At 74.4% G+C, this 12,124-nt stretch carries 9 protein-coding genes; 1 reads left to right on the top strand and 8 read right to left on the bottom strand.

Annotation, left to right across the window (positions count from 1 at the left end; all coding sequences use genetic code 11):
* Window positions 1–29: 29 nt before the first annotated feature.
* Window positions 30–878 (bottom strand): PRD domain-containing protein, encoded by an 849-nt coding sequence (locus tag J5O08_RS10825; protein WP_218706865.1) that lies wholly within the window; start codon window positions 876–878, stop codon window positions 30–32.
* 77 nt (window positions 879–955) lie between these two features.
* The gene (locus J5O08_RS10820) at window positions 956–3,019 is read right to left on the bottom strand and encodes a glucose PTS transporter subunit IIA (protein WP_218706863.1); all 2,064 of its coding nucleotides are present in this window, start codon (window positions 3,017–3,019) and stop codon (window positions 956–958) included.
* 212 nt (window positions 3,020–3,231) lie between these two features.
* Here J5O08_RS10820 and J5O08_RS10815 point away from each other — a divergent pair, with 212 nt between their 5' ends.
* The gene (locus J5O08_RS10815; protein WP_308281547.1) at window positions 3,232–3,861 is read left to right on the top strand and encodes a hypothetical protein; all 630 of its coding nucleotides are present in this window, start codon (window positions 3,232–3,234) and stop codon (window positions 3,859–3,861) included.
* A gap of 22 nt (window positions 3,862–3,883) precedes the next feature.
* Here J5O08_RS10815 and J5O08_RS10810 read toward each other — a convergent pair whose 3' ends face one another.
* The 6 genes from J5O08_RS10810 to J5O08_RS10785 all read right to left on the bottom strand — a co-directional run.
* Window positions 3,884–6,313 carry a transglycosylase domain-containing protein gene (locus tag J5O08_RS10810; RefSeq protein ID WP_218706861.1) on the bottom strand — a complete coding sequence of 810 codons (2,430 nt, stop codon included), beginning with the start codon at window positions 6,311–6,313 and terminating at the stop codon, window positions 3,884–3,886.
* A gap of 126 nt (window positions 6,314–6,439) precedes the next feature.
* The gene (locus J5O08_RS10805) at window positions 6,440–7,216 is read right to left on the bottom strand and encodes an isoprenyl transferase (RefSeq protein WP_218706860.1); all 777 of its coding nucleotides are present in this window, start codon (window positions 7,214–7,216) and stop codon (window positions 6,440–6,442) included.
* The gene (recO, locus tag J5O08_RS10800) at window positions 7,216–7,947 is read right to left on the bottom strand and encodes a DNA repair protein RecO (protein WP_218706859.1); all 732 of its coding nucleotides are present in this window, start codon (window positions 7,945–7,947) and stop codon (window positions 7,216–7,218) included. Before recO ends, J5O08_RS10805 begins: the two co-directional genes overlap by 1 nt.
* Before the next feature lie 323 nt (window positions 7,948–8,270).
* A complete protein-coding gene (gene leuA / locus J5O08_RS10795) occupies window positions 8,271–10,043 on the bottom strand; it encodes a 2-isopropylmalate synthase (RefSeq protein WP_218706858.1) in 1,773 nt (590 codons plus the stop codon).
* 176 nt (window positions 10,044–10,219) lie between these two features.
* Entirely contained in the window at window positions 10,220–11,683 is a 1,464-nt protein-coding gene (locus J5O08_RS10790) for a PQQ-binding-like beta-propeller repeat protein (RefSeq protein ID WP_218706857.1), read from the bottom strand.
* Between the two features lie 16 nt (window positions 11,684–11,699).
* Window positions 11,700–12,124 (bottom strand): FHA domain-containing protein (locus J5O08_RS10785; RefSeq protein WP_218706856.1); only part of this gene is annotated, 425 nt, incomplete at its 5' end.

The following is a 12,124-nucleotide window of genomic DNA, read 5'->3' as shown; positions in this document are numbered from 1 at the left end:
GCCACTCGACGCCGATCGCGGGCGAGGGTTCAGGCCGGCTGCTGCGCGTCCTGGACCACGCGGGCGACGTGCAGCGCCAGGTACGCGACCTCGTCCGGCGTGAGCGACGCCTGCAGCCGGACCTCGACGAGCCGCGCGAGCCGGTCGGCCGTGTCGACCGCCTCGGGGTAGGTCGCGCGGATCGCGTCCCCCACGGCCGAGTGCCTCGCGTCGTCGAGCTGCCGCCGCTGGTGCACCCGCACGAACAGGTACCGCAGGTGGGTGACGAACCGCCCGACGCTGACCCCGCCCGCCTCGAGCGCGACGCCGTGCGCGCCGGCGACCACGTCCAGGAACTGCTGGATCAGCCCGGTCATCGTGTAGCTGAACGCGAGGTCGCCGGTCGCGAACCCGGCGTTGACCAGGTGCAGCGCCAGGCCGACCGCCTCGGTCGGCGGCAGCGGCGTGGTCACGCGGGCGTTGATCGCCTCCAGCAGCCGGAGGGCCTGCGCGTGCTCGTCGGCGTACAGGTTGGTGACCTCGGCGAGCAGCGGGTACTCGACGGTCTGGCCGGCCTCGGCCCGCGCCAGGGCGAAGCTGACGTGGTCCGCCATCGCGACGACCAGCGCCGGGCGGGCGGCGACCGCCTGGAGGCCGACCTCGGTCAGCGCGTCGCCGACCAGCTGGACGTGCTCCGGCGGGATGCCCGCGAGCAGCCCCGCCAGGTGGTCCGGGTCCCGGCCGTCGTCGGGGCGGAACACGCGGACGATGCGCTCCGGGTCCGCGAGGTCGCCCGGGCGGGCCTGGAAGCCCAGGCCCCGGCCGGTGAGGATCACCTCGGAGCCGTCCTCGTCGCGCGCGAGGACCAGGTTGTTGTTGAACACGCGGAGGATGTCCACGTCGCTCCTCGCCGGGGCTCGGGTGGTCGGGGTGTCCGGGCGGGGCCGCGCGGTCGGGCGCGGCCCCGCCCGGGCGGTCAGGGCTCGACGTCGACGACGACCGCGCCCCGGGCGACGGTACCGGCCGGCCGCGGCTCGACGCGCGCGAGGGCCCGGGCGTTGACGACCGTGACCAGCGTCGTGGTGTCGTAGCCGGCCTCCCGGACGACGCCGAGGTCGACGGTCACCAGCCGGTCCCCCGCCGCCACGTGCTCGCCCTTGCGGACGGCGACCTCGAACCCGGTGCCCGCGAGCTTCACCGTGTCGATGCCGACGTGCACGAGCACCTCGACGCCGTCGGCGGTCTTCAGCCCGAACGCGTGCCCGGTGTCGGCGACCGTCAGCAGCTCGCCCGCGACCGGGGCCACGACCACGCCGTCCGACGGGACCACGCCGACGCCCTCGCCGAGGGCCTTCGACGCGAACACCGGGTCGTCGACCTCGGCGAGCGGGACGACCTCGCCGGCCACGGGCGCCAGGACGGCGGTCGTGGGCGCGGCGGGCGCGGCCGGGGCGGCGGGCGCCGCGGCGACCGGGCCGGCCGCCGGGGCGCCGGCCCCCACCGTCGCCGCGACCGGGGCGGCGACGGACGCCGACTCCAGCGCCAGGTCCGCCTCCGCCTGCTCCCGGGCGGCGCGGGCCTCGGCCCGCTGCTCCGGCGTGCGGTAGTCGGACACGATCACGAGCACCATCGACACCGCGAACGCCGCGGCGATCGCGATCAGGTACACGGGGATCGGGCTGAACACGGGGATGGTCAGCAGCGAGGTGAACGCGAAGGCGTTGGTGTCGACGCCGCCCAGCACGCCGATGATGACGCCGCCCGTGAGGCAGCCGACGAGCATCCGCGGGTAGATCCGCTTGAACCGCAGGTGGATGCCGTAGAGCGACGGCTCGGAGATGCCGCCGAGCAGGCCGGCGGCGAGCGCGCCGGTCGCGGTCTGGCGCATCTGCACGTCCTTGTCGCGCACCGCGAGCACGAGCACGCCGGCGGTCGCGCCGAAGCAGGCGAAGTTCCACGCGCCCATGGGGCCCTGGATGAAGTCGTAGCCGAGGGTGTTGAGGTTGACCAGCATCAGCGCGTTCAGCGGCCAGTGCAGGCCCAGCGGCACCAGGAACGGGTAGATCAGCGGGATCACGATGGCGAACACGATCGGGGCATTGCCGTTCAGCCACGCCAGGCCGTCGCCGAGCCCGGAGCCGAGCCAGATGCCGAGCGGGCCGAGCAGGAACGCGGTGACCGGGATCATCACGACCATCGACAGGAACGGCACGAACACCATCTGGATGTTCTCGGGGAACACCCGCTTGAGCCCGCGGTACAGCGGGGCGAGCACCGCGACCATGATCAGCGGCACGAACACCTGGCCGCCGTAGTCGTTGAGCTGCATCGGCAGCCCGAAGACGTCCGCCACGCACGCCGTGGTGCCGAGGGTGGCGTTGGTGGTGCACACCGTCGTCGCCGCGTCCGTGAGGGACAGGAAGTTCGGCGTCATCACGGCGGCCATGACCGTGGCGCCGAGCCACGGGTCGACCTGCAGCTTCTTCGCCGCGTTGTACGCGACCATGATCGGCAGGAAGTAGAACACCGCCCGCCACATCGCGTCGACGAACACCCAGGTGGCGGGCTTGTCGTCGGCGCGGAAGTCGACCACGCCCAGCGCGTCGAGCACCGCAGCGAACGCGATGATCAAAGAGGCGCCGAGCAGCACGCCGAGCAGCGGGCGGAACGAGTCGGACAGGTACTCGAAGACCGCGTCCAGCCAGGCGACCTTGCCGCGCGCCTTCGACCGCGCCGCGGCCTTCACGTCGGCGTCGGACTGCCGGCCGACGCCGACGCCGGCCATCTCGGGCAGGCCCATGATCTGGGTGAACACCGTCTGCACCGCCCCGCCGACGACCACCTGGTAGCGGTCGCCGGACTGCGGCACGGCGCCCATCACGCCGGGCACCGCCTCCACGGCCTGCTGGTCGACCACCGAGGCGTCGCGCAGCTCGAAGCGCAGCCGGGTGGCGCAGTGCGTCAGGGCGCGGACGTTGGCCGGTCCTCCGACCGCCCGGATGATCTCCTCGGCCCTGTCGCGCGTCGTCGCGGACGTCATGTCGTACTCCTCGTCGAGAGCCGACGCCGTCCGGGCACAAAAAAAGACCTGAGGCGCATCGCTGCGGCTCAGGTCTTGCCCCGCGACGACGGCGGGTAACAACCCTGTGTGAACTCAGGTTCGCCGACGAGGTTAGCACCCCGGTGCCGGGGGTCCGTCCGGGACCTTCGTCCCGACGAGGTCAGGCCGACCTCGCTCGTAGACTCGGACGGGTGAGCGACACGGCGGCGGCGTACGGGATGGGCGGATGGCCGTTCTGGGCCGTCATCGCCGGGCTGTTCGTCGTCGTCATGGCGCGCTCGCACCTGTTCTACTGGGTCGGCCGCGGGGTGACCTCGGGCGCAGCGCGGCTGGCGGAGCGGGTGCCGGGCACCGAGGCGGACGCGCCGGGCGGCGAGGACGTCGCCCCTGCCCCGGCGCCTCGTGGAGCCGCGGCCCGCGCGCAGGTGGAGCGCCTCATGCGCACCCCGACGGCCCGCCGCGGCCTCGCCCTCGTGCACCGGTTCGGCCCGTTCGCCGTGACCCTCGCCTACCTGACCGTCGGCGTGCAGACGGCGGTGTTCGTCGGCTCGGGGCTGGTGCGGATGCCCTACCCCCGGTTCCTCGCGGCGTCGGTGCCCGGCAGCGTAGCCTGGGCCTTCGTCTGGGGCACCGTCGGCCTCGGCGCGGTCTGGGCGGCCGTCCGGCTCGCGACCGCGTCGCCGTGGGGCCTCGCGGCGGTGCTGGCGGCGCTCGCGGGGCTGGTGACGTGGGCGGTGCTCCGTCGCCGGTCGCGCACCGCGCGCGCTGCCGCTCGCCGGGGCCTGGTCGTCGACGCCGCACGCGCGGACGAGCTCGTCTGAGGCGGGTCGCGGGGCGTGCCCGTCAGTGGCCCTCCTCCGTGCCGTCCGGCGGTGGCGGGTCGCCGGCGGGCGGGGCGTCCCCGGCCGTCCCGTCGGCCGCCGCGCCCGCGCCACCAGCGCCTCCTCCGCCGCCGCGTGACGGGTACAGCGTGACCCGCGACCCCGGCTCCGCGCTGCCGATCCGGCTCTGGCTCGCGATCACCCCGGCCGGCAGGTCGGACCCGGTGCTGCCGCCGATGACGGCCTCGAACCCGGCCCGCCGCAGCGCCTCGACCGCGGCGTCCCGGTCCAGGCCCACGACCGAGGGCACCGAGGACGACCGGCCCAGGCGGGCCTGGTCGGTCACCGGCGTGAACGCCGGGTTCGGCTGCCCGTCCGCGAGCGCCGCGTCCATGAACCCCTTCCACGCCACGCCCGCGATCGTCGCGCCGTAGACGTGCTGGTGCCGCCGGCCGTTGATCACCACGTTCTGCATCGGGGAGAACGAGTCGGGGTACCCCACCCAGGTGGCCGCGGCCAGCCGGGGCGTGTAGCCGACGAACCAGGTCTGCTCGTTGCGGCTCGTGGTGCCGGTCTTCCCCGCCGCCGCGTACCCCGGCGTGCCGAGCGACCGCCCGGTGCCCTGCCACACGTGCCCGAGGGCGTGGTTCATCGTGGCGGCGATCTCGGGTTCGATCGCCTGGGAGCACGCGGCGTCCGGCACCGGCAGCGCGGCGCCGGACGGGTCCCGCACCGCGGTGACCGCCACCGGGGTGCAGAAGAGGCCGTCCGCGGCGAACGCGGCGTACGCCCCCGCCAGGGCGAGCGGCGAGGTCGCCTCCGAGCCGAGGACGTTCGCCGCGTAGGCCCCGAACGGCTCGCCCTCGCGCCCGGGCGAGGACTGCGTGACGCCCAGGTCGGCGGCGCCCTGCATGATGTCGCAGAGGTCGAGCTGCATCGCCATCGACAGGTAGCCGAGGTTCACGGACCGCTGGGTGGCCTGGAGGACCGACATCGAGCCCGCGCCGCCCTCGGAGTTGCGCACCGGCCACGTCTGGCTCGGCAGCCGCGACCCGCACGCCGTGAACTGGTTCGTGTTCAGGGTGCGCGCGGTCCCGTCGACCGTGCGACCGAGGTCGTTCCCCTGCTCGAGCCACTCCAGGAGCGTGAAGGGCTTGAGCGTCGACCCTGGCGCGAACCCGCCCGACCCGCCGTAGGAGTACGACGTGCTGTAGTTCACCGACACCGCGGACCCGCCCGCGTCGGCGGTGTTGTCGAAGGTGCGGTTCTGCGCCATCGCGACGACCCGCCCCGTGCCCGGCTCGACGACCACCATGGCCGACCCCACACCGGAGCGGTCGTCCACCGGCACGCGCGCCTTGACCTGCTCGTCCGCGAGCGCCTGCAGGCGGGGGTCGAGCGTGGTGGTGATGACCAGGCCCCCGCGGTACAGCAGGTCCGCTCGCTCCTCCGGCGTCTCGCCGAACGCGGGGTCGTGCCGGATCACCTGCGTGACGTAGTCGCAGAAGAACCCCGAGCCCGGGATCGCGGCGTCCGCCGCCATGCAGCCGCTGCGCGCCTCGCTCACCCGCAGCGTCTCCTCGATCGGGGTCGCGACCGCCGCGTCGTGCTCCTCCGCCGTGATGTAGTCCTGGTCGCGCATGAGCATGAGCACGGTGTTGCGACGCTGCTCGGCCGCCGCCGGGGACCGGGTGGGGTCGAAGGCGCTCGGGTTCTTGGTGATCCCGGCGATGGTCGCGGCCTCCACCAGGTCGAGCTCCGCCGCCGGCTTGCTGAAGTACCGCCGGGCGGCCGACTCCGCGCCGTAGACCGCCACGCCGAACGGCGCGATGTTCAGGTAGCTCTCCAGGATCTCCTCCTTGGTGAGCTCCTGCTCCAGCGCCACCGCCAGCCGGGCCTCCCGGAGCTTGCGGGCGTAGCCCTCGGCCCCGTCGGTCTCCTGCGCGGCCTCGACCCCGGCGTGGTCGCCGACGCGGACGGACCGCTCGATGAGCACGTTCTTCACGTACTGCTGCGTGAGCGTCGACGCGCCCTGCTGGGACCCGGTGAGCTGGTTCTGCACCAGGGCGCGGGCCATGCCGGTCGGGTCGATCCCGCCGTGGTCGAAGAACCGCCGGTCCTCGGTCGCGACCACCGCCTGCTGCAGGTGCTCCGACACCGCGTCCAGCGGCACGACCACGCGGTCCTCCGCGAAGAACTCCGCGAACGGCGTGCCGTCCGCCGCCGTCATCACCGACCGCTGGGACAGCGGGCGGCGCTCCAGGTGCGCGGGCAGGTCCCGGAGCATCTCGTCGCCCACCTCGGTGGCGGTGCGCGCGGCCGCCGCGACCGGCATGAACGTGCCGGCGAGCAGGAGCCCGCCCGTGCCGGACGCGAGCACGAACGCGAGCAGCAGCGCGAGCACCTGGGCCGGGGTCACCTGGACGCGGGGCGGGCGGCTGGGACGGGTCATGCCCGCGACGCTAGGCAGCCCAGCGGCACCCGGTCCCCGACCGGGTGGCGGGCGTAGGTGGACGTGCGGGGAGGGCCGGGAGACGTGGTGAAGACGCCGTGCCCACCTACGGACCGGCGACCCCCGTCAGGCGGAGGCGGGCTTGTCCACCGCGCCGCCGTAGCGGCGGTCGCGGCTCGCGTACGTCTCGATCGCGCGCCACAGGTGCCGGCGGTCGACGTCGGGCCACGGCTCGTCGAGGAACACCAGCTCGGCGTAGGCGGCCTGCCAGATCATGAAGTTCGACGTGCGCTGCTCCCCCGAGGAGCGCAGGAACAGGTCGACGTCCGGCAGGTCGGGCTCGTCGAGGTAGCGCTGCACCGTCTTCTCGGAGACCTTGTCCGCCTTCAGCCGCCCCGCCGCCACGTCCTGCGCGATCGCCTTGGCGGCGTCGGCGATCTCGGCGCGGCCGCCGTAGTTCACGCACATGGTCAGCGTGCAGGTGGTGTTGTCGACGGTCAGCCGCTCGGCCTCCTCCAGCTCCGAGATGACCGATCGCCACAGCCGCGGGCGGCGGCCGGCCCAGCGCACCCGGACGCCCCAGTCGTTCATCACGTCCCGCCGGCGGCGCAGCACGTCCCGGTTGAAGCCCATGAGGAATCGGACCTCCTCGGGCGACCGGGTCCAGTTCTCGGTCGAGAACGCGTAGGCCGACACGTGCTTCACACCGATCTCGATGGCACCGGCGACGACGTCGAGCAGCGACGCCTCCCCCGCGGCGTGCCCGGCGGTGCGCGGCAGCCCGCGGGCGTTCGCCCACCGGCCGTTGCCGTCCATGACGATCGCGACGTGCTGCGGGACGAGCTCCTTCGGCAGCACGGGCGGGCGGGCCCCGCTCGGGTGCGGGGGCGGCGGAACCGGCATCAGATCCTCTCGACCATCGGCAGCGAGCGCAGCGTGCGCTCCAGGTGGAACTGGGAGTACGCGGACACCAGGCCGTTGCCCTCCTTGCGGTGCCGCTCGGCGGACGAGTCGGCCACCGCCCAGTCGCCGGCGAGCAGCGCGGACAGCAGCTGGAACGTCTCCGGGGCCGGGGCGGTCGCGCCCGGGGGCCGGCAGGAGGTGCAGACGGCGCCGCCCTGAGCGACGGCGAACGAGTGGTGCGGGCCCGGCCGGCCGCAGCGGGCGCAGTCGGTGAACGACGGGGCCCAGCCGGCGATCGCGAGCGCGCGCAGCAGGTAGGAGTCGAGCACCAGGCCCGGCGCGTGCTCCCGGGACGCCAGCGAGCGGACCGCGCCGACCAGCAGCCAGTACTGCTGCAGCGCCGGCTCGCGCTCGGCCTCGACGAGGCGCTCGGCGGTCTCCAGCATCACGGTGCCGGCGGTGTACAGGGCGTAGTCCTCGCACACCGGCCGGCCGTACGCGCCGAGGGTCTCGACCTGGGTGACGACGTCGAGGTTCCGGCCGGTGTTGAGCTGCACGTCGATGTGCATGAACGGCTCGAGCCGGGAGCCGAACCGCGAGGTGGTGCGCCGGACGCCCTTGCCGACCGCGCGCACCTTGCCGTGGGTGCGGGTCAGCAGGGTGACGATCCGGTCCGCCTCCCCCAGCTTGTGGGTGCGCAGCACGATCGCCTCGTCGCGGTAGAGGCTCACGCTCGTATTGTCCCCCGCGACCGCCCCGGACCGCGCACCTGTTCGCCGACCGCGTGCCGCGCCCCCGCGGAACCTCCGCACGGACGCGGCGACGCCCGCCCGGCCGGCCGGCCGGCGCACCATCGCCGAGATAGGGCTTCCGCGTCGAGATAGGACGCAGGACGGTCCTACCTCGCGTGAAGGGACCTATCTCGGCGGGGCGGTCACGCCCCGGACGCGGCGACGCCCGGCCCCGCGGCCGCGCGCGGGTGGGCGCGGCGGGCGGGACCGGGCGCTGGGGCCGGTCGGGGGTGGCGCCGGCCCCGTCCTGGGGCCCGCGCGGGTCAGCGGGAGGCGGCGGCCTCGCGCTCGGCGCGGTTCACGGCCGAGATGATGGCCTTGAGCGAGGCGGTGGTGATGGAGGAGTCGATCCCGACGCCCCACAGGGTCCGGTCGCCGACCGCGCACTCGACGTACGCGGCGGCCGCGGCGTCACCGCCGGCGGACAGGGCGTGCTCGGCGTAGTCGAGCACCTGCACCCGGGCGCCGACCTGGTCGAGCGCGGCGACGAACGCCGCGATCGGGCCGTTGCCGGACGCCTCCACGGTGCGGTCCACCCCGCCGTCGACGAGGTCGACCGCGAGCGTGTCCGGGCCCTCCTCGGCGCTGGTGGTCCGGGTGCCGCGGAGCGCGAACCGGCCCCAGGCGTCCAGGTCGGACGCGGCGTCGACGGGCAGGTACTCGTCGGTGAAGATCCGCCACAGCACGTCGGCCGTGACCTCCGAGCCGTGCGCGTCGGTGTACCGCTGCACGACCTGGGAGAACTCGATCTGCAGGCGGCGCGGCAGGTCCAGATCGCGCTCGGACTTCATCAGGTAGCTGATGCCGCCCTTCCCGGACTGCGAGTTGACCCGGATGATCGCCTCGTACGACCGGCCGACGTCCTTCGGGTCGATCGGCAGGTACGGGACGGCCCAGACGATGTCGTCGACGTCCTCGCCCTCGGCCGCGGCCCGGGCCTCCATCGCGTCCAGGCCCTTCTTGATGGCGTCCTGGTGCGAGCCGGAGAAGGCGGTGAACACCAGGTCGCCGCCGTACGGGTGCCGCTCGGGGACGGCCATCTGGTTGCAGAACTCGACGACCCGGCGGATGTGGTCGATGCCGCCGCCGACGGAGAAGTCGATCTCGGGGTCGACGCCCTGGCTGAACAGGTTCATGCCGAGGGTGACCAGGCAGACGTTGCCGGTGCGCTCGCCGTTGCCGAACAGGCAGCCCTCGATGCGGTCGGCGCCGGCCAGGTAGCCCAGCTCGGCGGCCGCGACGGCGGTGCCGCGGTCGTTGTGCGGGTGCAGCGACAGCACGACGTTCTCGCGGTACCGCAGGTGCCGGCCCATCCACTCGATGGAGTCGGCGTAGACGTTGGGGGTGGCCATCTCGACCGTCGCCGGCAGGTTGATGATGACCGGCTTCTCGGCCGTCGGCTCGAACACGTCCAGCACGGCGTTGCAGATCCGGACCGCGAACTCGAGCTCGGTGCCGGTGTACGACTCCGGGCTGTACTCGTAGAACACCTCGGTCTCCGGGATGCTCTCCTCGTACTTCTTGCACAGGCGGGCGCCGGAGACGGCGATGTCGACGATGCCGTCCTCGTCGGACCGGAAGACGACCTCGCGCTGCAGCACCGACGTGGAGTTGTACAGGTGGACGATCGCCTGCTTGGCGCCGGCGATGGCCTCGTAGGTCCGCTCGATCAGGTGCTCGCGGGACTGGGTCAGCACCTGGATGACGACGTCGTCGGGGATGCGACCCTCCTCGATCAGCATCCGCACGAAGTCGAAGTCGGTCTGCGAGGCGGACGGGAAGCCGACCTCGATCTCCTTGTAGCCCATCTGCACGAGCAGCTCGAACATCGCCAGCTTGCGAGCGGCGTTCATCGGCTCGATCAGCGCCTGGTTGCCGTCGCGCAGGTCGACCGCGCACCAGCGCGGGGCCTTCGCGATCTGCTTCGTCGGCCAGGTGCGGTCCGGCAGCTCGACCCGGATCTGGTCGGCGAACGGGCGGTACTTGTGCACCGGCATGCCGGACGGCTGCTGGGCGGTGCGGGTGTGGTAGCTCATCGGGGGTCCTTCGCTTCGCGGGGTGCTGGGGTCAGCCGGCGCACCGAACACCGCGACGAGGATCCGGCCTAGAGGGCCTCGTCGCGGCGGCGAAGGAGGAGGCTGCGAAGCGTGAGCACGGTTCGACTGTACTCCGCACCACCGGGCGGACCGCAACCGCTCAGCATCTGGACGGCTCAGGTGAGGGCGATCAGCTCGTCCCGGCTCCGCAGCACCAGGTGGCCGCCGACGGCCTCGACGGACCGCACGCCGTCCTCGATCGGCAGCACCCACTCGAGCTCGCCGTCGGACAGCCGGCGGGCCTCCATGGTCGGCCGGCCCGTCGGCGAGCGGCCGGCGCCCAGCACCGTCGCCCCGTCGGTGAGCGGCGCCCACCACATCAGCACCCGCTCGGGCGACTCCCACTCCGAGAGGCCCGTGCGCGCGGAGACGACCTGGTAGCCGTCGACGCCGAGGAGCACCAGGTGCCCCCCGGACTGCACCCGCACCGCGCGGTACGTCTCGTGCCGCCACAGCTCGGTCCCGTCCGGCAGCGACCGGCCGACGAGCGTCCCGCCCTCGTCCATCACCAGGACGTCCGGTGGAGCACCGTCGGAGGCCGTGATCGTCGGGAACAGCGCCCGGGACGAGAACAGCGGGCGCCCGGTCCGGTCGTGGACCACGCCGCCCTCGCCGCTCGACCAGGTGCCGTACACGTCGGTCGACAGCGACCCCACGATGAACGAGCGGGGCGGGGTGGCGGTCAGCTCGTCGCCGTCCGCGGCGTCGAGCACCGTCGCCGACCAGCCCTGCAGCAGCACGAACGACTCGTTCACGCGCAGCTCGGAGCCGCTGACGATCCCCTCGCGCAGCCGGAGCGGGGTGGTGCCGCGGTACCACCAGAGGCGGTGTCCGTCCGCCCCGGCGTACCGGCCGACGCGCGCGTGGCCGTCCGCCCCGACCCGCAGCACGACCAGGTCGTCGCCGATCCGGTCGACCGCGGCGAGCCGGCCCGAGACCGTCCACCGGCCCAGCACGTCACCGGTGGCGGCGTCGAGCGCCGAGATCTGCGCCCAGCGCTCGTCCGGCGCGGGGAACGGGACCGTGCCGTGCGACCAGCCGCCGCCGGGGAGGACCGGCGGCTCGACCACGCAGAGCACGACCGGGCCGACATCGGCTCCCGTGTGCGGGCAGCCCGTCAGCGGCCGGGTGCCGGCGACCGGCCCGAGGTCGCGGGTCCACAGCCGCTCGCCGCTGCCCTCGTCGTAGCCCGTCACCTGGAACCGGCGGTCCCGCACCCCGGACACGACCAGCGCACCGGTCGCCGCGAGCACGTCGGCCGACCGCGGCACGGAGACCCGCCACCGCGCCCACGGCGGCCCGTCCAGCGGGGCGAGCATCCCGGGCGCGACGACAGCGGGCGGTGCCGGTGCCGCGGCGCGCCCGACGGCGACGCCCGCCACGACCAGCCCCACGACGACGAGCACCGCGACCCACCGACGACGGCGGGGACGCGTCGACCGGGGCGGCCCCGGTGCGGGCGGCTCGTCCGGCGGGGACGGCGGCAGCCAGGTGCGGGGCCGTCCGGGCGCGCGCGGGCGGCCAGTGACGTCGACCAGCTCGACGTCCTGCATCGTCGCAGCAGACCGCAGGCGGCCCATGCGCCATCGTAGGCCCCTAGGCGCGCAGCCCCACGGCGAGCGCCAGGTCACCGAACGCCACGAGCGAGCCGTCCGCCAGCCGCACACGCCGGTCCGGGAGGCAGACGATCCGCTGGCCGTCGGCGAGCGTCACGAGCGTGCCGTTGGTCGAGCCGCGGTCGACGACCCACGGCCCCTGCTCGTCGACGCCGAGCATGAGGTGCGTCTTCGACACCGAGCGGCCCGGGTCGGCGACGGCGACGGTCCGGACGCCGTCCTGCGGGTCGGGGTTGCGACCGACGAGCAGCGGGCTGTCCAGCGCCGCGACCGTGCCGTCGGGGAGCCGGACCGCCCACCCGGCGCCCGGGCCCGGCGCGGGGGCCGGGGGCGCGGCGGGGAACGGGGCGGGCGGGACCGGCGGCGCGGGGGTCGCGGGGGCGACGGCGGCGTGCGGGGCCGGTG

This window comes from Cellulomonas sp. PS-H5, from assembly GCF_019265565.1.
Classification (GTDB): Bacteria; Actinomycetota; Actinomycetes; order Actinomycetales; family Cellulomonadaceae; genus Cellulomonas.
The sequence above is the reverse complement of the archived record's forward strand: the minus strand, read 5'-3'. Positions and strand labels throughout refer to the sequence as shown.